This window comes from Deferribacter autotrophicus, assembly GCF_008362905.1.
Lineage (GTDB): Bacteria > Chrysiogenota > Deferribacteres > Deferribacterales > Deferribacteraceae > Deferribacter > Deferribacter autotrophicus.
Map to the genome: position 1 here is coordinate 183211 of NZ_VFJB01000006.1, position 23010 is coordinate 206220.

Here is a 23010-nt window from a genome sequence, read left to right on the forward strand (position 1 = left end):
TATGAAAAGGATATTTTTTTTCATTTTAACATATTTGATATTAATAATTTCTATTGCTTATGCTTCTTATGACCATGTTGTTTTAATCGTTCACTCGCATGATGAAGAATATGAAATGTCTCATCATATCTATGATACAATAGAAAAGACACTTACTGGCCCAGGAAAAGGAATAAGGATAGTAACAGAGTTTATTGATAGTACAAGAATAAATAATGATTTTCATTATTTTGATACAATGAACAGAAGTTTTTTTGTGAAATATTCAATGAATATTCCAGATGTTATTGTGACTATAGGAAATGATGCACTTAGTTTTGTATATTCTTTAAGAGATAGTTTATTTTATAATGTTCCTATAGTGTTTGTTAATGTAATAAATCTTAAAGATAGAATAGTCTTAGATAATCTTACCACAGGGATTTATGAAAAATATGATTATCCCGGTTTGGTTAAAGAGATAATAAATTTACAGCCAAATATAAAGAAGATAGTATTTTTAGGTGATTCTTATTTTGAACTTTTACGTGATTTTTTAGAAGCTGAAATAACTGAATTTATTAAAGGAAATAAATTTGAGAATGTTGATATAGAATTATTGGATGGTTTGAGTTTAGATGGAATAGTTGAAAGATTTAAAGGGAAGAAGGATACTGCTCTGATAGTTATGAGTGCATTAAATAATCATAGTGAGATACGTTTTGTAGAAGGCATAAATAAGTTTCTATTTAATAATTTAAAGATACCTTTATATACGTTTTATAATGAGGCTATGGAGACAGGGAGTGTAATAGGTGGAAAGGTATTAAGTTGTAGCGAAAAAGGGAGGATAGTTGCAAAGTATGTTTTAGAACTTCTTGAAGGAAAAAGTATAAAAAAATTGCCGTTAGTTTCAACTGATAAATTGAGTAGGTGGGTTTTTGATTATAATTTACTGAAAAATTTTAATATTGATTTAAAAAAGCTTCCAAAAGATAGCTTAGTTTTGAATGCTCCTGATGATAAAATTCATTTGGATAAAAATTTAGTATATTTCATCATATTGGTCTTAATTATATTAGCTGCAGGTTTTTCTATATATAATTATTTCCAAAAAAAGCATAAGAAAATTTTAATGCTTTATAAAATGGTTTTGGAACATACATATGATATTATTATAATAACAAATTTCGAAGGTGATATTATCGATGTTTTTGGCAATGTGGAAAATACCTTTGGTTTTACAGAAGATGAAATAAAAAAAATGAATGTAAGTGAATTATATTTTGATAAAGCAGAAAGAAATAAATTCATGGTTAATATTAAGGAATCAGGTAAATTGTCCAATTTGATTACAGTATTTAAGAAAAAGGATGGTAAGAAGTTAATATTTGAAAGTTCGGCAATATATTTTCGCATGGATAATGAAGATAGAATTTTTACAATTTTAAGAGATATAACAGATAAGTTGGAAAATGAGGAGGAATTGAAATTTTATGGTTATTTGATTGAAAATTCTCCTGTATTTATTTCAGTGATGGATACTGATGGGAAAATAATATATGCAAATAATTACTTTTTATCGTTTACAGGGTATGAAAAAAATGAATATTTGGATAAAAAATGTATATTTTTTAATAAGGAATTTTTTGATGAAATTAAGCAAAAACTGGAAGAAAATGGATTCTGGAGTGGTGAAATTGAAAACGTTAAAATGGATGGCTCAATCTATACTGAAAGTGCCATAATTTCAAAAACAAATTATAAAGGCAAGGATGTTTATGTAAAGTTTGGCATTGATATTACTGAGCATAAAAAGATTAAAGACAAAATGATAGCTCAACAAAAATTTGAGACACTTGGACAGCTTGCTGGTGGGATAGCTCACGATTTTAATAATATTTTAACAGTAATTTCTTCATATTTGCAGGTTTATAAAATGAAAGTGACTAATGAAAGTGATAAAAAAATTTTTAATAAGATGATTGAAACTGTGGATAAGGCATCTGTCCTTATATCTCAGCTTCTTGCTTTTAGCAGGCAAGATTCTCACCAGCCGGTTTTAATCAACGTGTCTAAATATCTTGTAGACTCAGTGGATATATACAGAAGGCTTGTGAGAGAAGATATTGAACTGATTTTGGAAAGGAAAACGAAAGAGGTAATTGTGAAAGTTGATCCTGTACATTTAGATCAGATGTTTATGAATATGATAAATAATTCTGTTTATGCACTTGAGCAGGTTGAGAGGGATAACAAATATATTAAAATAACAATAGATAAAAAAGTTTTTCATGAAGATAAACCATATGGAATTTTTACTATAAACAAAGGTAAATATGCTGAAATAATTATTGAAGATAATGGAACTGGTATCGATGAAAGTATTGTGGATAAAATATTTGAGCCATTTTTTACTACCAAACCAAGAGGAAAAGGGACAGGACTTGGCCTTGCTTCCATTTATGGCTTTATTAAAAGAAATAATGGTTATATTCTTGTGGATACTAAGAAAGGAGAATATACAAAATTCACAATTTATTTACCGTTATTTGAGATGAAATCTAAAGAAAATCAAGATTTAATAAATGCAAACGAAAAAATTAAATTGTTAAAAGACAAACATGTGGTGGTGATAGATGACAATAAAGACTTAGCGCATTCTGTAGGGACTATGTTGTCAGGACTTTGTAGAAAAGTGACGGTTTTTGATAATCCATTGAAAGCAAAGGATTTTATTTTGGCAAACAAAGATGATATAGGTCTGGTGATTTCAGATATTATGATGCCTGAAATGAGCGGAATTGAATTGGTTGATATCTTGAAGAAAGAAGGTGTTAGTTTACCCATTGTTTTAATGACTGGTTATGCGACAGAGGAGTTCAAAGAAGGAAAAGTGTCAGTGCCTGTGATTTCTAAACCATTTAGTCTCAACAATCTGTTAGAATATTTGTAATAAAACTAAATCTCCATATTCTGCAATTAATTTTGCACATACAATTAAGTTTTGTAAGTAAAAATTCTTAATGAATTCAGTATTGCAAGGAGTGCTACACCCACATCAGCAAAGACTGCTTCCCACATTGTGGCAACACCAAATATTCCAAGGATGATGAAAATTCCTTTTACACTAAGAGAAAATATAATGTTTTCCTTTGCAATTTTTTTTGTATGTTTTGCTATTTTAATAGCTTTTGGAATAGCTAAAGGGTTATCATCCATAATTACAATATCAGCAGCCTCAATAGCTGCATCTGAGCCCACTCCACCCATTGCGATACCGATATCGCTTAAGGCTATAACGGGAGCATCATTGATACCATCCCCTGCAAAAACCACTCGTTGTTTTTCAGACAGTTTGTCTTTTATCTCTTTTAATTTATCCACTTTATCTTGAGGTAGCAGACCTGCATAAAATTCATCTATATTCAGTTTGTCAGCAATTTTTTTCGCAGCGTTAAAATTGTCTCCAGTGAGCATTATGACTTTATTTACTCCTACCTGTTTAAGTTTGTTTACAACCTGTAGAGATTCCTCTTTTATCTCATCATCGATGAGGATGTATCCTAAAAATTTACCATCCACAGCCACGTAAACTACAGAATGCTCTACGTCGCAATCATCATGAGGTATACCTTTCATATGCATCAATCCATCATTTCCCACCAGAATTGTTTTTCCGTTTACGACAGCTTTCAATCCATAACCTTTTATTTCTTCAAATGATTCAATCTTTGATTTATCTATCGGCTGTCCAAATGATTTAACAATTACTTCTGCTACCGGGTGATTCGAATTTATTTCTGCATAAGCAGCATACTTTAAAATTTCATCTTCTGATGCTCCATTTTTTGTGACAATTCTGTTTATTTTAAATACCCCTTTTGTAAGTGTTCCAGTTTTATCAAATGCTACCACTTCAGTATCAGTAAGTGCTTCTAGGTAGTTGCTCCCTTTTACAAGAATACCATTTTTAGCAGATTTCCCAATTCCTGAGAAATAGGAGAGCGGGATAGAAATCACAAGAGCGCATGGACATGAAATGACAAGGAGTATCAGTGCGCGGTAAATCCAGTTTGCATAGGTTTGATTTGGAAGTATTATTGGGGGAATAAAAGCTATGAAAAGTGCAGTAAAAACTACAAATGGTGTGTAGTATCTTGCAAATTTTGTGATGAACTGTTCAGTTTTTGACTTCCTGCTGGAAGCTTCTTCCACAAGTTCTAATATCTTTGCTATTGTGGAATCCTTGTATTCTTTTGTGACTTTTATTTTCAAAAGACCGCTTTCATTTATCATTCCTGATAAGATGTCTTCCCCTGCCTTTACTCTTTTTGGAACAAATTCTCCTGTAAGTGCAGAAGTGTTCACGAAACTGCTTCCTTCTACAACCACTCCATCTAAAGGTATTTTTTCTCCTGGTTTTACAAGTATTATATCTCCTATTTTAACTTCTTCTGGGGTCACTGTAATATAAGTATCGTTTTTAATAATATTTACAGTTTCAGGTTTTAGATTGAGCAGGTTCTTAATAGATTTTCTTGATCTACCGACTGCTAAATTTTGAAGATATTCCCCTACGTTGTAAAAGAGCATTACTGCTACAGCTTCCGGTAATTCTTTAATGGCAATGGCACCGATTGTAGCTATCAAAATTAGAAAGTTTTCATCAAAAATCTGTTTGTTTTTAATATTTTTAGCTGCTTTGAGTATTACAGGATAACCTATAATGAAGTAGGGGGTTAGAAAGGCTGTATATTCAAAGAGAGGATAAGCTGATAGTTTTGATTTGTAAAAAAGAGAGATTGTAAATAGCATTAAAGCAATTAGAATTTTTGTGAACTCGAATTTAGTGTTAACAGAATCGTCAATATCTACTTCTTTTTTTGATAAATCAATCAACTCCACATCGGGGTCTAATTTTTTTATAATATGTTTTGCATCCTTATATTGTTCGCTTTTAAGAGTTACTGTTTTATAGGTAAAATTTATTGATATTGTTTCATCTGAAAGAGCAGTCTTTAAACCATTTTCAATTTTTATTGCACATGCTGGACAGTCGAGCCCTTTTAAAAAATATTTTTTCATGTTTTTCCTACCCATGTCTGATATGTTCTAAAGCATTTTTGAAAAGAATATCAACGTGCTCATCATCTAATGAGTAATATATATTTTTCCCTTCTCTGCGACTTTTAATAAGTTTTGCAGTTTTAAGGGTATTAAGCTGGTGTGATATGGCAGATACTGAAAGATTTAATTTTTCTGTGATTTCATTAACACAGAGTTCATTATCCTTTAAAACACTCAAAATTTTGATTCTTGTTGGGTCACCGAGGACTTTAAAAAGCCCTGAAAGTGCTTCAATATCTTTTTCGCTGATTATTTGTTTCATTTTATTTATCCTCATATTTGTTCAATTGTTCAAATATAAAATAGAAGTATCAGGCTAATTTGTCAAGCAGTAAGTAAAAAATATTGATTTTTATGAACAAGGGACTAATATATATACTATTACAGGGTATAAGTAGGAGATGGCGATGAAAGAGGTTACTTTACCTGTTTCAGGTATGACATGTGCAGCATGTGCAAGTAGAATTGAAAGAAAATTAAGCAAAACTGAAGGAGTTATTTCTGCAAATGTTAATTTGAGCATGGAAAGGGCAAAAGTGGAATTTGACCCCCAGAAATTAAATATAGCTGACGTTATTAAAGTCATTGAGGATACAGGTTACAGTGTGCCGACGTCAGAAGTAGAGCTTGATATAATTGGTATGACATGCGCAGCATGTGCAAACAGAATTGAGAAGAAGCTTAAAAAGACAGAGGGAATTGTTGATGCGGTAATCAACCTTGCTACAGAGAAAGGTAAAGTAAAATTTATAAGCACAATTGTAGATGAATCTCAGATAATTGATGTCATTAGAGGGATTGGCTATGATGCAAAGATAAGAAAAGATTCTTTAGAATCATTTTCCAAAGAAAAAGAGATTATCTCAAAAAGAAAAATGCTCATTATTTCAGCACTTTTTTCTTTCCCTCTTCTTATTGGAATGTTTGTTCATTTTTTGAAAATAGAAAGTCTATCATTTTTGATTAATCCTTATTTGCAGTTATTGCTTGCATCAGTTGTGCAATTTTATCCAGGGATGCAGTTTTATAAAGGTGCATATCTAAGTCTCAAGGATAAATCAGCAAATATGGATGTGCTTGTTGCACTGGGTACGAGTGCAGCTTATATTTTCAGTTTCGTCAATGTATTTAGAGGTGGTGATCTCTATTTTGAAACTTCTGCTATTTTGATAACATTGATTCTTTTTGGGAAATATCTTGAAGCTGTGGCAAAGGGGCGTACTTCTGAAGCTATTAAAAAGCTGATGGAGTTGAAACCTGCCAGTGCAAGGGTAGTGAGAGATGGTAAGGAGATTGAGGTCTCTGTGGATGACGTAAGGGTTGGGGAAATAGTGATTGTTAAACCGGGTGAAAAGATACCTCTTGATGGTGAAGTGGTTGAAGGTGCATCCTTTGTGGATGAATCTATGATGACCGGTGAAAGTGTGCCTGTAGAGAAGAAGGTTGGGGATGAGGTAATTGGTGCTACGATCAACAAGAATGGTTATTTGAAAGTTAAAGTGACTAAAACTGGTAAGGATACATTTTTGTCGCAGATAATAAAAATTGTTGAAGAGGCACAGTCTTCGAAGGCTCCTATTCAGAGATTCGCAGACGTTGTTTCAGCATATTTTGTACCAACTGTTATTGGTATAGCTATTATTACATTTCTTTTGTGGTATTTTTGGTTAGATGCAGGGAATTTTACGAGAGCACTTATTAATTTTACTGCTGTGATGGTTATTGCATGTCCATGTGCACTTGGACTTGCTACCCCTACATCCATTATGGTGGGCACGGGTAAAGGGGCTCAATTGGGTATCCTGTTTAAAGGTGGTGAGTATCTTGAAACAGCTCACAAGGTAAACGCTATTGTTTTTGATAAAACAGGGACACTTACAAAGGGCGAGTTTGAGGTGACAGACATTGTGTGCGCTGAAGGGGTGGATGAAGAATACCTTCTTATGATGGCAGCTTCTGCAGAGAAAATGAGTGAGCACCCCCTTGCTCAGGCAATCGTTAGGAAAGCTGAGAGTAGTAATGTACAGTTTAAAAATACTACCCATTTTGAAGTGCTCAGTGGTTTGGGTGTTGCTGCAGAGATTGATGGCAAAAAAATAGTGATAGGTAATGAGAAATTAATGCAGGTTACAGGTGTGGATTGTTCTGTGCTTAAAAGTGTAAAAGAAGAACTTGACAGTGAAGGGAAAACCACTTTTTACGTAGCTGAAAATGAGAAGCTTCTGGGAATTGTATCTGTAGCAGATAGTGTAAAGGAGTATGCAAGGGAGACAATTGAAAAGCTTCATAAAATAGGTATTTCCGTTTATATGCTTACTGGGGATAATAAGATTACTGCAAAGGCAATAGCAAAGAAACTTAAAATTGAGAATGTGTTTGCCGAGGTTCTTCCTAATGAGAAAGCGGATAAAGTAAATGAGATTAAAAGTGCTGGTAAGATTGTTGCAATGGTAGGGGATGGGATAAATGATGCTCCTGCACTTGCCACAGCAGATGTAGGTATTGCCATGGGTACTGGCACTGATGTGGCAATAGAGGCCGCTGATATCACTCTTGTGGCTGATGACTTGAGAAAAATTGTGGCTGCGCTGATGCTGAGCAGGGCTACCATGAGAAATATCAAGCAGAATTTATTTTGGGCATTGATTTACAATATTATTGGTATTCCAGTGGCTGCTGCGGGTTTTTTAAGTCCTATAATTGCTGGAGCTGCAATGGCCTTTAGTTCAGTTTCTGTAGTAACTAATGCTTTGCGTTTGAAAAAATGGGAGTTTAAGTTTTAGTTTAGAGCTTGAAGGTGAAGAGATTCATCATTAAATTTACAAGGAGGAAAGTATGGCAAAAATTGTAATCGGTGTTGAAGGAATGAGTTGTCATCATTGTAAGATGGCTGTGGAAAAAGAACTGAAATCCCTTGATGGTGTGTTAAATGCAATTGTTAGTCTTGAGGCTAAGAATGTAGAAGTAGAATATGATGATGAAAAAGTGACTATTGAACAACTGAAAGAGGCAATCGAAGAAGCAGGTTACGAACCAAAATAGTTAGCGCTTATCGGCGCTAACTGTCTTTTTGAGGAAAATAGTAGAAATAGTTCAAGGTTCAACCCGTGTAATAGAGCTATCAACTAACTCAAGTGAGTCTGATAATATCAAGACAGCGAAGGCTATATTATGTTCATATGTTTTTATTACACGGGTTCAAAGTTCAACGTTGAACGTTTGCATGTTCTAACGTTTTCTTAAGTCGTAAACCACAAACCGCATTACGTTATTACGCATCACGTGTTACAGTGTTAAAGTGTTTTCTATCTGTATTTCTAAAACGTTATTTTGTAAATTTTATGGTGGTGTCGGTTATTTATTATGGGGTCACCCCTTTTTTTAAGTTTTCAAATTTGTAATTAATTGGTATTAAAACGAAATATATGTTTTATTGAGAGAAAATGTGTCTGCTATTTTCTTGCTCATTCTCAAAAAACATCCTGTTTTTTTCCGAGGTTGTCCCTCTAAAACCGCCATCCATAACGGGACTTAAAGGGGGTAAACCCCCTTTAAATCCCCCAAAAAGAGGATAAGACCGTAAATAAATGTTTTAGGAAATTAGTTTTCTTTTCAGAAAACTAATTTAGGGGGTAACCCCCCTTTAAAACCCCCCGAAAATAGGATAAAAATAGAAATTATTATTTTTATAAATTTAATTTTCATAAATGAAAACTACGAAAAATGTTTCTCCATAAACTCATTAAAACAATGTTTTGCAAAAAATGGGGTGACTCCAGTTATTTATTTTATTGCGATATTTAAAATATTTTGGTAATTTAAAAATAATTTTTATGTTTAGGAGGGAGAATGTTTAACGATTTGATTTTAAGAGCATTAAATGGTGAAAAGCTGGAGAGACCTCCGGTATGGTTGATGAGGCAGGCAGGTAGGTATATGGCAGAGTACAGAGAAGTACGAAGCAAGGTAACTTTCCTTGAGCTCTGCAAGACTCCTGAGCTTGCCTGTGAAGTTACTTTGCAGCCTATTAGAGCTTTTGGAATGGATGCGGCTATTCTTTTTTCTGATATTCTAGTCCCAATTGAGCCTATGGGGGTTAACCTTGATTTCAATCCTGCGCCTGTAATCTCAAATCCAATCAGGACAAAGGAAGATGCTGAAAACTTGAGAGTTGTAGAGCCAGAAAAGGATCTGCCTTTTGTAATTGAAACAGTTAAGTTATTAGTGGAAAGACTGAATGTTCCATTAATAGGTTTTTCTGGCGCACCTTTTACTCTTGCCTGTTACATGGTTGAAGGTGGTGGTTCTAAAAATTTTGAAAATGTCAAAAGTTTTATGAGAAATGACGAGAAAGGTTTTGAAGTTTTAATGGAAAAATTATCAGTTAGTACATTAAAATATCTTCAGGCTCAGGTAGATAATGGATGCAAGATTGTACAGATGTTTGATACATGGGCTGGTGTTGTGTCTCCTTATGATTATGAAAAATACATATTCCCTTATGTGGATTATATTTTGAAAAATTTGAAGGGAGCAAAAACAATATATTTTGCTAAAAATGGAGCTACATTTTATAAATCTCTTAGAAAGTTAAACTGTGATGCTCTTGGAGTGGATTGGACAATAACCCTTGAAGATTTTTCCATGCTTACTGAGGATAAATTTGTGTTACAGGGGAATATGGATCCAACTGTTCTTTTTGCAAATAAGGATGTTATCAAGGAGTATGCTTTGAAAATTATTAATGAGGGGCGTAAAATTAAGGGGCATATTTTCAACCTCGGGCATGGTATTTTACCAGGTACCCCTGTGGAAAATGTAAAATTCCTAGTGGATGTGATTAAAGGTGAGATTTGATGGATTTACTTTATGTGATGTACATGGGAGGGCCTGATTCTTTAGAAGGTATTGAGGAGTTTCTTTATAATCTTTTTTCTGATAAGGATATAATAGATTTTAAAATTGGTAAACTGCAAAATTTTGTTGCGAAAATAATCGCAAAAAGAAGAAGTAAAAAAGTGATGCCTGATTATATCAAAATGGGGGGGAGTTCCCCCCAGATAAAACATCTGCAAAATTTACTTCAAAAAGTTAAAGAAAAATATGAGACACATTATCAACGAGAACTCTGTACCGAAGTGGGGATGTGCTATTATAAACCTTTTATTGAGGAAACAGTAAAAACTTTACAAAACGAAAAGTTTGAAAAAATTTTTGTAATGACAATGTATCCTCAATATTCTTATACAACAAGTGGAGCCTGTTTCAAACGTTTTTATTCTGCAATAAATGTTATACCGCCAACTGGAAATTTTAAAATAATTCCCTACTGGTATAAGAATGAAAAATATAATAAGTGTATTGAAAAAAGAATCAAATATGCTGCAAATGAGCTTAAAAAGGATTTAAGAGATTGTTATATTCTTTTTTCTGCCCACTCTTTGCCTGAATATACCCTGAAAAAAGGGGATGTATATGCCAGACAAATTCATGAACAGATAGATATAATTTTAAAAAATTTAGAAATTAAAGGGTATGAGCTTGCATTTCAAAGCAGGACTGGCCCAATAAAATGGTTAGGACCAGAAACAAAAGATGTGATTGAGAAACTTTCTGAGAAAGGAATTGATAATGTGATTGTTGTGCCAATCTCTTTTGTATCAGACCATATTGAAACTTTGATTGAACTTGATGAGCAGTATATAAAAAATGCAAAAGAAAAAGGTATAAATATAGTTAGAACCAGTAGTTTAAATGATTCTGATGACTTTGCTGAAGCTATTATAAGTATATTGGAGGAGTGAATTGGATAAGGTATTGGCTTTTTTTAGGATGATAAAAATAGAGCATACCATTTTTGCCCTGCCATTTGCTTTTACTGGAGCAATAATTGCTGCAAAGGGTTTACCATCTTTGGACAAGATATTTTGGATAGCTGTGGCAATGTTTGGAGCAAGAACTGGGGCAATGGGTTTCAACAGGGTGGCCGATGCAGAAATAGATGCAAAAAATCCACGAACTGCAAATAGAGAAATACCAGCTGGTAAAATAAAAAAATGGGAAGCGATTCTTTATATTATCATTGCCTTTTTAATCTATGAAATTGCAACATATAAATTGAACCCATTGTGTTTTAAGCTTTCCCCTATACCGATAGTTATTTTTATACTTTATTCTTATACAAAGCGTTTTACTTTTTTATGCCATATTGTTCTTGGGGTTGCCCTTGGTCTTGCTCCCATGGGAGCATGGGTAGCAATCACTGGTAATATTGATTACAGAATAATTTGGTTAGGGGTAGGGGTAATGTTCTGGGTGGCTGGTTTTGACCTTATTTATGCCATTCAGGATATAGAGTTTGATAGAGAACATAATCTTTTTTCAATACCGAGATTTTTAGGGGTTGAAAAAACAATTTATCTTGCAAGATTTTTCCATATTATTGCTTTTATTCTTTTTTTATGGGCAAAATATCTTTTTGATTTAGGCTTAGTGTATCTGTTTGGTGTGGTTATTTGTGGTATATTTATGATTTATGAACATAAATTGATAAAACCTCATGACCTTTCAAAACTTAATATGGCATTTTTTAATCTCAATGCATACATTAGTCTTACGATTTTTGTTTTTACATTTTTAGATATAGTGGTGATTTGATGAGGAGAGTATTCGTTGGAGTAACTGGAGCAAGTGGCAGCATTTATGCAGGATATTTTTTAAAGCATCTTTCAAAAATGGATGATATTGAAATACACCTAACTATTACAGATGACGGATTAAAGAACATTATATATGAAAATAATGGTATTACTACTATAAATGATTTTTTAAAGCATTATGATGTTGAAACAGAAAAGGTGGTTTTACATGACTATAAAAATATGGCTGCGCCTGTTTCTAGTGGTTCGTTTAAAGTGAGTGATTATATTGTTATTCCTGCTTCTATGGGATGTGTTGGAAGAATTGCTGGGGGGATTAGTTCAAATTTAGTAGAAAGGTGTGCTGATGTCGCTTTAAAAGAAAGAAGACGGTTAATTGTGGTTTTTAGAGAAGCTCCGTTAAACAGTATTCATCTTGAAAATTTATTGAAACTATCAAGAAATGGGGCAATTACTATTCCTGCTTCGCCTGCCTTTTATCATAATCCTGAAACCATAGAAGATTTAATTCTCTTTATTATCGGTAAAATTTTTGATATAATGAATATTGACACGGATCTTTTTAAAAGGTGGTCCTAATAATAGGGGGATATAATGCGCGCTATTTGTAAATCTTGTAATACTTTTATTGATTTTAAAGAGAAAGGTACAACTGTATGTAAGTCTTGTGGTGCTGAATACAAATATAACAAGAAACCAAATGTTTTTGATGTGAAGCTATTAAATGGTTTGTTGCTTGAGAAACTATCTTTTAATGATGTTAAGGATGGTATTTTAAACAGTAAGTTTCTCTCAATGGATTATGTGGCTTATGAGTCAAGCCCGTGGATAAGAATTAAAGATTCTTTGTTCAATGTATTTTTTAAAGATTTACCAAAAATCTCTGGTGGTCAGAATTCTACTTTTTGGAAAATTTTGTTTTTTATTTCATTTATTTTAAATATAGGGATGTTAGCAGCGTTATATTTATTTAAAATAAAGTTCTTAGGAAATTAGGAGGATATGATGAAGAATGATAAAACATTTGAGTGGTTAAAGGAAACATTTGAAAAAGGTAAATTAGAAGTATCGAAATTAACTAGGATTAGTAAGATCAGGATAGAAATTGCATCTTTGACTAAAAAAAAGGATGAGAGATTAAAACTATTAGGGAAAAAAGTAGTAGCACTATTGGATGAAGGGGAATTGGTCGAAGAGGAATTAATGGGTGAGTATGAAACCATTAAAGAGATTGATGCGAAAATTGATGAGCTTAATGAGTTAGTAGAAGAGATAAAAGCTAAAAAGTATGAGGTGAAGAAAGAAGAGGTTGAAGATTTAGAAGAAGATATAGAGTATGAAACTGAGATAGAAGAGAGAGTTGAAGAGGAAAAAGGCCAAATAGAAGAATCTCAAATTAGTGAGGAAGAATCTAAAGAATTTGAAGAAACTGAAGAGGAGAAGAAGAAAAAGGTAAATAAAGATAATGAGTAGAGAGTTGTTGGAAAAGTTAGAGACAATTGAAGATTTGCCAACAATGCCACAAACTGCAAAAAAAGTTTTGGATATTTTAAATAAACCGGATTTTTCTTTTGCAGAGTTAGTATCGGTAATATCAAAAGATATGAATATTACAGCTTCTATTTTGCGCCTTGCAAATTCTGCTCTTTATTCTCCACGGAATGAAATTAAAAATTTAACTCAAGCCCTTAGTTTTTTAGGTGCTAATAATATAAAAAATTTAGTAGTAGCATTATCCACAAAAGCTTTATTTGAAAACTTTAAAGCAAGTTTACTTATTCACAAGGTGTGGGAGCATTCTGTGGCTGTAGCCATTTATGCCAGGATTATATCGTTAAAAACGAATAATAAAGTGAGTGAAGAGACTTTTCTGATAGGGATGTTGCATGATATTGGGGTAATTATAATGAACCAATATATTGATAATTATGAGATAATGATAAGTGAAATTTATGGTAGCAATGAATCATTGTATGAAAAAGAGAAAGAGCTTTTTGGTCTTACCCATTCTGAAGTAGGTGCAAAGTTGGCTGAAATATGGAATCTGCCAGATATTTATTCAGATTCCATACTACATCATCATAATTATACAGAATCTGCACATAAAGATTACTGCATGTTTATAGATTATGCTGATAATATAATTAGCAGGAAAGGGATAAATGTTGTAAGCTTTTTTGATGAAGATAAAATAGAGGAAATTGAAAAGTTATTAAATATAGATGAAGAAACAGAGCTGGAAATAGAAAATATTTTTGAAGATATCTATGAAAGTGAAAAGGAGTTATTTGCTTTAAAATGAAAAAAGTAGTTTTAATACTCTCATTAATTGCATTATTTGGCTGCACTGTCAGTTTTAATTTTAAAAGTAATAAAAATTTGACTAGAAATTATAATTATTCTCAAAAAAATGCTGACTTTATAATTTATTACAATGTAAAAAGAGTTGGCGAGACAAAATCTGTGGAGATTGTATTAAAAAATAACAGAAACTATGTGATGAGTAACTTAAAATTAAGGGTTAGAGTTAGGAACATTTCTGATAAATATTTTTATATAAACAGGCTTAAGTCTTCGAATATTAAGAAGTTAGTCTTAAATATCCCCTCGGATGTGAAATACGTAAATTTTGAGTATGAATACAGTTTAGAACATGATGATAGTTTCATTAATCCAGCTTATCGCATTGATAGGCGTGAATATATTTATAAAGGTAATTTTGAATTATTAATAAAATAGCTATATAAATGTGAAGGTGAGAGTAAGGCGAGTAAGTAGAAAAAGTTCAAGATTCAAAATTCATCATTCATCATTTTCCTATTCTTCTCAACCTTAACCTCAGCCTATTTTAAACCTTGAACATTGAACTTTGAACCTTGAACATACCATATTTTCACTTTTTCCCTCTTTCCTATCTCCCTATTTCTCTATTTCCTTACTTTTTTTATATTGTGTTATTTCGTTTATGGGACAAAAATATGTAAAGGCTCTATAACTTCTTTATCCTTTTCAAAGGCCATTTCTATATCCACAAACATTCTTCTTTTTAATTCGGCGTAAATACCTCTTGCTTTATTAAAAGATTTTGCAAATTCAAAAGTTAAACCCTTTAACTGCTCCAAGTTATCAGTAGCTTTATGAATAACACCCATTTCTTCAAGCTCTTTTGCAGTGTATCTATTTCCTGTAAAAACTATCTCTTGAAATTTTTGGTATGGAATGGCTTTTTTAGCAAAAGCAATCATAGAAGGTAGAAAAGGAATTTTTACATCTACTTCTGGAAAACAGAAAAATCCTCTATCATTTCTCATAAATCTAAAATCACAGCAACATGAAAGGAGTGCACCGTTTCCAAAAGCATGACCTGTAATTTCGGCGATGGTGGGGATTGGATAGAAAATTATTTTTTTGAATACATCATTCATCGTATATAAAAATTGTTTCACAGAATTGTAATTTTTAGAAAAAAATTCTTTTTGTATCCATTCCACATGAACCCCTTGAGACCAGTTTTTTTCATCACTTGAGGTTATTATTAAAGCTTTTACATTTACATCTTTTTCAACCTCTTCCAATGCCTGTAAAAACTGAGATGCAAATTCTAAGTCTTGTTTATTTTCACCATTGTCCATAATTATATATGCAACAGTCTCTTTTTTTTCTATTTTAAATCTTTCCATCTTTACCCCCTGTTCTTCAACATTTTTTGTAAGTTATTGTTTACGTCAAGAAAATCTAAAAATGACGAATTGTGAGTTGCAATTGCGTCAAGCTCTCTTTCGATTATATGTTTATTAAGATTGTTTATGAATTTTTTGGAGCCTGAAACTGCATCTTTGGGATTATCTGCAATTGTTTTTGCTATATTAAAAACTTTCTTAAGCAGTTCTTCTTTGGAATCAAATACTTCATTTAACAGCTGTATATCTTTTGCTTTTGTAGCATCTATATCCATACCAGTATAGGCAAGATATTTTGTATTTCCAAAGCCAATGATATAGGGAAGTCTCTGAAGACTTCCTAAATCAGCAATAATCCCTAGCTTTGTTTCACGAAGTGAAAAAATAGCATCCTTAGAAGCAAATCTCAGATCACAGGCTGCAATAAAATCAAGGGCACCCCCTATACAGTATCCATTTACTGCAGCTATATATATATTCTTTCCATTTTCCATTAAATTCATGCCAATCTGCATTTCTTTGATTAAGTTGTATAGTTTTTCTCGTTTTGATTTAATGTCAGTATTCATTAAATCTGGAAAATTTGTAGCAAAATTAAAGATATCAAGTCCAATGGAAAAGTGTTTTCCTAAAGAGTAAAAGACAACAGCAGCAATTGAAGAGTCATTTTCTGCCATATTCACAATTTCTGGCAATTCTTTGAAAAAATCCCATGTGAGAGCATTCATATTTTCATCGTTGTTGAAAAAAACTTTTAGTATTGCACTATCTTTTTCATATTTGAAAAATTTAAATTCCATCGATAACCCCTGAATAATTGTTTAAGTTTTTAATAACCATGTTTTATTGCAAATAAAACAATATGTCAATCAGTATTTTCTTTTACGAGAAGGTTAATTGACTGATGTTTTTAAGGGTATTAAAGGTAATAAGGGTTGTATGGGTTATATAGGTATTAGGGGAGATATGGAAATTATTTTATAGGCAGTTTGATTATGAAGAGTGTATATTTATTTTTTTCAGATTTGACAATTATTTCACCGTTTAGGTTATCTACGATTCTTTTGACTATACTTAATCCAAGACCAGAGCCAGGATATTGTCTTTTAATATCTGATATGCGGTAAAACCTTTTGAAAATATTCTCAGTTTCGCCTTCAGGAATACCTATACCAGTATCTTTTACTGAGAGAATTAAATAGTCATCTTCAAACTTTGTTGATATCTCTATTGACCCATTTTCTTTATTATATTTAATAGCATTAGAAATGAGATTGGATAAAAGAAATTCCATTAGAGTAGGATCTGAGTAAAAGGTTTTAACATCTATGTTTTTAATAATTTTTAACTGTTTATTTTCTATTTCCATTTTAAATTTTGATAATACGTATTCAATAAGATTTTCTACATCTACTTCATCATCCATAAAGTCGTAAGTTGCGTATTCTAATTTGTTCAAAAGGATAATTTTGTCAAAAAGGTCTTTTAAAATCCTAGAGTTTCTGAGAATTATTTCTAGACATCTTTCTATTTGTGCACTGTTCTGACTATTTTGGATAATATCTGTGCAGGAGATTAGTTTTGTAAGAGGAGTTCTTACTTCGTGGGCTAATGAATCAATAATATCCGATTTGAATTGATTCATTTTTTTAAGGTTTTCGTTAGTTTTTTTAAGTTCTTCTAGGGCTATGGCGTATTTACCTACCGCCTGATTTATTTTATATTTTAACTCATTTTCATGGCTTTTCAGCTCTTTTATCATCATATTAAAAGCTTTAGCCAAATCTTCAAATTCATCCTTGGTTTTTAAATCAACAAAAATATTAAAGTTACGTTTTTCTACTTCTCTTGTGGCTTGTTCAAGAGATTTTAAAGGATTTAGAACACTTCTTTTTAACAGTACAATCAAGATGAAATTGAGAAAAAGATACATTGTTATTCCTGAAATAATAAAAAGGATAAGTTGCTGTCGTAGATTGAGAATTATATCTTTTAACGGGATAAAAACAGAGATTCCTCCTCGTAATTCACCTACTTTATATCCTTGATAATGATGGCATTGTATGCAAGATTGATTAATATAAAGTGGAGCCATATAACGATAAACCTTACCGTATTCTTTATCAAATTCAATCCTTTCAACTTCTTTCTTCCCTTCTTTAAAAAGTTTTAGTGCATATTTTTCAAATTCATCAGGTTTGTTTTGTGGATTAACCAATCTGTCACTGGTAATGTGAAATCTGAAATTGGACATTCTTTTAGCGTATTGTGAAAGTTCTTTTGTTGCCACTGCAGGAACAGGTTTAATTTTATCCCTATTTTCTGCAACCCATTGCCTGGTAATAAGTATCATGTTAAACAGAGTTTTTGCCTGAATTTTTGCTTGTTTCATGATTAGCTGTTTCTGATTGTGCCATAAAATTAAATAAAAAGGGGCTAAAATAAGTAAAATGGCAATATTAAGTGAAATGATGATTTTAGCAGTTATTTTCATTTTATGTATATCTTAGCACTCAAATTTATAACCAACTCCAGGTACAGTTTTTATAAAATATGGCTTTTTAGGATTTTTTTCTATTTTTTGTCTCAAATGCTGAATATGAACGTCAAGGGTTCTTGACCAGCGATATAGGGAATCATCTCCCCAAATTTCTTTTATTATTTCATCTCTCTTTATATTTTTCCCTGCATTTTTTACAAGGAAACTTAAAATTTCCAGCTCTTTTTTGGTCAATTCGATATGTTTCCCATCTTTAAAACATAACCCTTCTTCCAGATTTATTTCAAATGGGGGGTATGAAATTATCTTATCATTTATATTTGTGTTTTTCGCTCTTCTTAGTACCGCTTTTATTCTGGCTAATAATTCAATTTTTTCAAATGGTTTGGTAATGTAATCATCACAACCGTATTCAAAACAAAGGACTTTGTTAGAAACAGTTTCTTTTGCTGTTAAAACAATGATGGGGGTATCATATTTTTCTCTAATTTTTTTACATAGATGTTCGCCGTCAATGTCAGGTAAGCCTAAGTCTAATAGAATCAAATCGTAGCAGTTGTTTTGGAGAAGATTAAAGCCAGTAATTCCATTTTGAGCAGTGACTACTTTAAAATCTTCCATTTCAAGAAAAAGCTTTAAAATTTCAAGAATTTCAAGATCATCATCAATAATCAAAATTTTTTTCTTCATACAGGTATTTTAGAAAATCAAATATTACTTATCAAGATTAAATTTAAAAAAATCTAAATTTTAATGTATCTTCTTTTTTATTATCCGGACACACATCTACACATTTACCGCAATTATGACAAAGATAATTATTTCCATCAGTCATAGGATTGATACCCATAGGACAGCTTTTTATACATCTTAAACAATTGCTACAGCTTTCTTTTGTTTTTACTATATGAAGCCCTTTTTTGGTACGAAAAATAGATAAAAAAGTCCCGGTAGGGCAAAAGTATCTACACCAGAAAAAGTTTCCTAACAAAATTTCAATAATTAACAAAATGAGAATAAAGACTATTTCAAAGGTGAAATAATGAAATTTTATTAAAACGAGGGCTTGGGATGAGATAATACCAGGCGCTGATATAAGATTTAATAAAGGGATTCCAACGACCCCTGTTATGAAAAGTCCGCTTATTAGAAAACTAAATCTAAAAATATTAACTTTATTGGTTTTGTTATAAGTTTTTAATTTATTTTTCTTTTTTATTCTTAATTTTATTCTTATGGAATTTAAAAGTTCAACTAAAAAATGGTAAGGACACATCCAGCTACACCAAATTCTGCCTAAAATAAACATTAGAAGTACAGGTATTATGATAGAGACAAACATGGTGAGTACAAAATGCTTAGAGACAAGAAAAGCTTGGAAGATGGCCAAAGGGTCAGCGATAGCGATATCTCCCACATCTAAAGAATAAAAAGTCCCCTTTATAAAGTTGATTCCAATAATATTCAACATGGGGATTAAAAACATTAAGATAAAGACAAACGTTTGGGTTAATCGTCTATATTTTGTAATTTTATTTTTCATTCTTGTTCTTCCCATTCATCAATTGTTTCTTGAACATCAAAATTAGATTCAAAGGTAGGTTTTTCACCGAAAGAGGATATACTTTCTTTTTTTTTGACCTCTATTTCCGTTTTTTCTGCCATTGTATCTTTTATTGTTTTAGATCTCTTTTGAGCTTGGATCTTTAGTTTTCTATAATAGAATCCAGCCAATTCTTTTTCTTCCATCCCTTTTGGGATGATATTTACTGATTTTGGGGTTGTAGGGCATTTTTCCGTACAAACGCCACAACCAGTACAAGAATCAGTGATTACTGGTAAAATAAAATGTTCCATTACAATGGCAGTATCTCTGAGTGGGCATACATCATAACAGATACTACATAAAAGGGCATCTTCACTTACACCTTTTTCTTCATCAATGAAATATTTGAAATTCAAACAGGTTTCCTGATTAATTATAGCAATCCCTATTTCTACCTGTTCAGGTTTTGTTATATTGTTATCCAAAGCACCAGTCGGACAAACTGTAGGGCATTTCATACAAAGATAACACCCTTTTTCTTCGGCGAAAATGTACGGGGTACCTATTTGTAATCTTTCAAAAACATCAGCTCTTTTAATGGAATCATATGGGCACACTTCTATACAACGTGCACATCTAATACATAATTCCATAAATTTGGATTCTTCTTGCGCACCTGGAGGGCGCATTCTATTTTTTTTAAAAAAACCTTTAAATGGATTACGGTTTAGGAAATTTTTTAAATCATCAATTTTCATTGGTCGTTTTTCTTCTTTCACTTTTTGAAAAACCTGATAAATCAGGTTTTTCCCCTGTTTTCAAAATTCTTTCTACTTCTTCTTCAAAATGTAGATAATGTGGTGAAACATCAATTATATATTCATGCTGTTTTAATTCATTTATAAGCTTTTCTATCTGTTTATCAGTTTCAGCTTCAATGGTTACTACTATAAGTTGGTCATCATCTGATTTTGTGAATACGGTTATTTCTTTATATTGTAAAATAAACTTTTCTACTTCTTTAATTTGTTTATCTTTTACAAAAATTATACATCCACAATATAGCATATTTAATTCCTCCCAAAATGGAAAAGGGCTCCATTTGGAGCCCAATTTTATTTAATAATAACTAGAATTAATATCAGAGATTATTACTTTCTCCTTCATCTGTATAGAGCCAGAGTATTTTCTAATTTTAACTGCAGCAATTTTAAACTCTGGTTCTTTTGATCCAGGGTCAACGGCATCGTTACATACAAAGTTAATCATTCTGCTGATTTCCTGATCGAACCAAGGTACAAAAAGCACGCCTGGCAATGAGTTCTTAGTGATTCTAGCAGGTAATATTGCTTTTCCTCTTCTGCTAATTACTTCAACTAAGTCACCTTCAAAAATGTTGTATTTTCTAGCATCATCAGGGTGTATTTCAATGTAAGCGTAAGGATAACTTCTTGCTATCTCAGGTATTCTCATTGTCATTGTACCGGTGTGCCAATGAGCAATAACTCTACCTGTTGTGAGATAGAATGGATATTCTGCATCAGGCACCTCAGCTGGTCCTTTATAAGGTCTTAGCCAGATATTTGCTCTACCTTCACCTTTTTTATCCATATAGAAGTAGATTTTGGCATCATCAGGTATCTTTTTACCAAAGAATCTCTTGAATTCTTCATGTTCAAACATTGGGTCCATACCGCGAACATATCTTTTATAAGTACCAGGATGTCCTGGATATGGACATGGCCATTGAATACCAGCTTTTTCTTTTTTGAGCCTATCGTAGGTTGCACCCCATAGAGAGTGGTCACTATCTTTTGTAACTGTGATGTAATCAGTCCATGCCATTTCATTTGCTTTCATTGAATCATCCATATTCCATGGGATAAGTTTTTCAAATCCCATTCTTTTTGCGATTTGTGCTGCTATCCAGATATCAGGTTTTGCTTCTCCAGGAGGATTAACTGCTTTTTCTGTGAGCTGGCTTCTTCTTTCACTACATCCGTAAACACCACCTTTTTCATAAAGGAACGCAGCAGGAAGAACTACATCTGCAAGCTGTGTTGTTTTAGTTGGGAAAATATCGAGTACAACCAGAAAAGCGTCTTTCATACCTTTTATGTATCTATTAAGGTTTGGTAACGATTGAGCTGGGTTTGTAGTGGATGTTAGCATTGCTTTTATAGGTTTATTTGGATCATTTTCTCCACCAAGGGAATCGAACATTTTCATTGTATGAAATCCAGGTTTTGGATCAATGGTGCCTGGTTTAAGTCCCCAAACTTTTTCCACGTGAGTACGCCATTTTTTATCTTTAACAGGTTTTGTTCCTGGTAATAGGTGACAAAGAGAACCAGTTTCTCTAACACCACCACAAGCGTTTGGTTGACCAGTAAGGGAGAATGAATCAGCTCCAGGCTTACAGATGTTACCTGTAATGAGGTGTAAGTTATGAATCAGGTTGTTTGCCCAAACACCCCTTGTTCTTTGGTTAAGTCCCATTGTCCAGAGAGTCATTGTGGCACCACTTGTGGCAAACCACTTAGCAGCTTTTCTGATATTTTCAGCAGGACATCTTGTAAGTTTTTCAACAACTTCAGGTTTAAACTGTTCAACAAACTCAACATATTTGTCGAATGAGTAAACATTTTTACCATCTGTAATACGTGTATGTGCATCAATGAATTTTTTATCATGCCAGTTGTTTTTAATAATTTCTCTAGCCATTGAGTGGAATACTGCGAGGTCTGTCCCAGGATCCACTGGTAGCCAAAGGTCTGCAATTTTTGCAGTATTGGTTTTCCTTGGTTCACAAACGATGATTTTTACATCAGGATTTCTAAGTTTATGTCTCATTATACGTCTGAAAATAATAGGGTGACATTCACTGGTATTTGATCCAACAAGGAATATACATTTAGCATTTTCAATATCAGCGTAACTACCTACAGGTTCATCAGAACCAAAGGTTGTGATATATCCACCCACTGCACTTGCCATACAGAGCCTTGGGTTACCTTCTACCATGTTACTTCTAAATCCACCTTTCCAAAGCTTGTTGAAGGTGTAACTTTCTTCTGTGGTACACTGACCAGAACCGTAGTAAGCTACAGAATCTTTTCCATATTTTTTGTGGAAATATTTAAATTTCTTAGCTACATAGTCAAGAGCTTCATCCCAGGAAACTCTTTTAAATTTTCCGTCTTTTTGCCTAATCATTGGATATTTAAGCCTGTCTGGGTGATACATACATTTGTAAGCAAGAAAACCTTTCACACAAAGGAAACCGAAATTTGTTTTAGCTTCAGGATTTCCTTTAATGGCAACAACTTTTCCATCTTTAACACCAACATAAACTCCGCAACCAGTTCCACAAAAACGGCATGTACCTTTAACCCATTTATCAACAATTTCTTTTGATTCTACTTTTTTAGGTAATGAAAGACCTATAGAAGCAGCTGTGGCTGATGCTATGGATAGTTTAATAAAATCCCTTCTACTTAATGACATAGTTTCCCT

The 23010-nt window shown here is 32.4% G+C and carries 21 protein-coding genes; 11 read left to right on the top strand and 10 right to left on the bottom strand.

What is annotated here, in order from left to right:
• Position 1: 1 nt before the first annotated feature.
• Entirely contained in the window at positions 2-2935 is a 2934-nt protein-coding gene (locus FHQ18_RS08630; RefSeq protein ID WP_188020378.1) for a PAS domain S-box protein, read from the top strand.
• Positions 2936-2979: 44 nt separating this feature from the next.
• On the opposite strand, the gene FHQ18_RS08635 is transcribed toward FHQ18_RS08630, so the two are convergent.
• Both FHQ18_RS08635 and FHQ18_RS08640 read right to left on the bottom strand, forming a co-directional pair.
• The gene (locus FHQ18_RS08635) at positions 2980-5067 is read right to left on the bottom strand and encodes a heavy metal translocating P-type ATPase (RefSeq protein ID WP_149266769.1); all 2088 of its coding nucleotides are present in this window, start codon (positions 5065-5067) and stop codon (positions 2980-2982) included.
• A gap of 7 nt (positions 5068-5074) precedes the next feature.
• Positions 5075-5371 (bottom strand): ArsR/SmtB family transcription factor, encoded by a 297-nt coding sequence (locus tag FHQ18_RS08640; protein WP_246798716.1) that lies wholly within the window; start codon positions 5369-5371, stop codon positions 5075-5077.
• Positions 5372-5516: 145 nt separating this feature from the next.
• Here FHQ18_RS08640 and FHQ18_RS08645 point away from each other — a divergent pair, with 145 nt between their 5' ends.
• From FHQ18_RS08645 to FHQ18_RS08690, 10 genes are all read left to right on the top strand, one after another.
• The gene (locus tag FHQ18_RS08645) at positions 5517-7892 is read left to right on the top strand and encodes a heavy metal translocating P-type ATPase (protein WP_188020379.1); all 2376 of its coding nucleotides are present in this window, start codon (positions 5517-5519) and stop codon (positions 7890-7892) included.
• A gap of 52 nt (positions 7893-7944) precedes the next feature.
• Positions 7945-8151, top strand: a complete 207-nt coding sequence (gene copZ / locus FHQ18_RS08650; protein ID WP_149266772.1) for a copper chaperone CopZ — start codon at positions 7945-7947, stop codon at positions 8149-8151.
• An 807-nt stretch (positions 8152-8958) separates the two neighbouring features.
• On the top strand, positions 8959-9966 hold the full coding sequence (gene hemE, locus FHQ18_RS08655) for a uroporphyrinogen decarboxylase (RefSeq protein WP_149266773.1): 1008 nt from the start codon (positions 8959-8961) through the stop codon (positions 9964-9966).
• On the top strand, positions 9966-10913 hold the full coding sequence (gene hemH / locus FHQ18_RS08660; RefSeq protein WP_149266774.1) for a ferrochelatase: 948 nt from the start codon (positions 9966-9968) through the stop codon (positions 10911-10913). The genes hemE and hemH overlap by 1 nt, the downstream gene beginning before the upstream one ends.
• Before the next feature lies 1 nt (position 10914).
• Positions 10915-11766, top strand: a complete 852-nt coding sequence (locus tag FHQ18_RS08665) for a UbiA-like polyprenyltransferase (protein WP_149266775.1) — start codon at positions 10915-10917, stop codon at positions 11764-11766.
• A complete protein-coding gene (locus FHQ18_RS08670) occupies positions 11766-12347 on the top strand; it encodes a UbiX family flavin prenyltransferase (protein WP_149266776.1) in 582 nt (193 codons plus the stop codon). The genes FHQ18_RS08665 and FHQ18_RS08670 overlap by 1 nt, the downstream gene beginning before the upstream one ends.
• Positions 12348-12362: 15 nt before the next feature.
• On the top strand, positions 12363-12764 hold the full coding sequence (locus FHQ18_RS08675) for a hypothetical protein (protein WP_149266777.1): 402 nt from the start codon (positions 12363-12365) through the stop codon (positions 12762-12764).
• A gap of 9 nt (positions 12765-12773) precedes the next feature.
• A complete protein-coding gene (locus tag FHQ18_RS08680; protein ID WP_149266778.1) occupies positions 12774-13241 on the top strand; it encodes a hypothetical protein in 468 nt (155 codons plus the stop codon).
• Positions 13234-14070, top strand: a complete 837-nt coding sequence (locus tag FHQ18_RS08685; RefSeq protein WP_149266779.1) for an HDOD domain-containing protein — start codon at positions 13234-13236, stop codon at positions 14068-14070. The genes FHQ18_RS08680 and FHQ18_RS08685 overlap by 8 nt, the downstream gene beginning before the upstream one ends.
• Positions 14067-14507 (top strand): hypothetical protein, encoded by a 441-nt coding sequence (locus FHQ18_RS08690; RefSeq protein WP_149266780.1) that lies wholly within the window; start codon positions 14067-14069, stop codon positions 14505-14507. Before FHQ18_RS08685 ends, FHQ18_RS08690 begins: the two co-directional genes overlap by 4 nt.
• Before the next feature lie 224 nt (positions 14508-14731).
• On the opposite strand, the gene FHQ18_RS08695 is transcribed toward FHQ18_RS08690, so the two are convergent.
• From FHQ18_RS08695 to FHQ18_RS08730, 8 genes are all read right to left on the bottom strand, one after another.
• Complete coding sequence (locus FHQ18_RS08695; protein ID WP_149266781.1) at positions 14732-15448, bottom strand: enoyl-CoA hydratase/isomerase family protein; 717 nt, start codon at positions 15446-15448, stop codon at positions 14732-14734.
• Between the two features lie 2 nt (positions 15449-15450).
• Positions 15451-16248 carry an enoyl-CoA hydratase-related protein gene (locus FHQ18_RS08700; RefSeq protein ID WP_149266782.1) on the bottom strand — a complete coding sequence of 266 codons (798 nt, stop codon included), beginning with the start codon at positions 16246-16248 and terminating at the stop codon, positions 15451-15453.
• A gap of 173 nt (positions 16249-16421) precedes the next feature.
• Positions 16422-17942 (bottom strand): sensor histidine kinase, encoded by a 1521-nt coding sequence (locus tag FHQ18_RS08705; RefSeq protein ID WP_149266783.1) that lies wholly within the window; start codon positions 17940-17942, stop codon positions 16422-16424.
• Between the two features lie 12 nt (positions 17943-17954).
• Positions 17955-18638, bottom strand: coding sequence for a response regulator transcription factor (locus FHQ18_RS08710; protein WP_149266784.1), 684 nt, complete (start codon positions 18636-18638; stop codon positions 17955-17957).
• A gap of 43 nt (positions 18639-18681) precedes the next feature.
• Positions 18682-19491, bottom strand: coding sequence for a 4Fe-4S binding protein (locus tag FHQ18_RS08715; RefSeq protein ID WP_149266785.1), 810 nt, complete (start codon positions 19489-19491; stop codon positions 18682-18684).
• On the bottom strand, positions 19488-20252 hold the full coding sequence (locus FHQ18_RS08720) for a 4Fe-4S dicluster domain-containing protein (RefSeq protein ID WP_149266856.1): 765 nt from the start codon (positions 20250-20252) through the stop codon (positions 19488-19490). Before FHQ18_RS08720 ends, FHQ18_RS08715 begins: the two co-directional genes overlap by 4 nt.
• Positions 20242-20562: a chaperone NapD gene (locus FHQ18_RS08725; protein ID WP_149266786.1), complete on the bottom strand. Its 321-nt coding sequence runs from the start codon at positions 20560-20562 to the stop codon at positions 20242-20244. Before FHQ18_RS08725 ends, FHQ18_RS08720 begins: the two co-directional genes overlap by 11 nt.
• A gap of 51 nt (positions 20563-20613) precedes the next feature.
• Positions 20614-23001 (bottom strand): molybdopterin oxidoreductase family protein, encoded by a 2388-nt coding sequence (locus FHQ18_RS08730; protein WP_149266787.1) that lies wholly within the window; start codon positions 22999-23001, stop codon positions 20614-20616.
• Positions 23002-23010 lie beyond the last annotated feature (9 nt).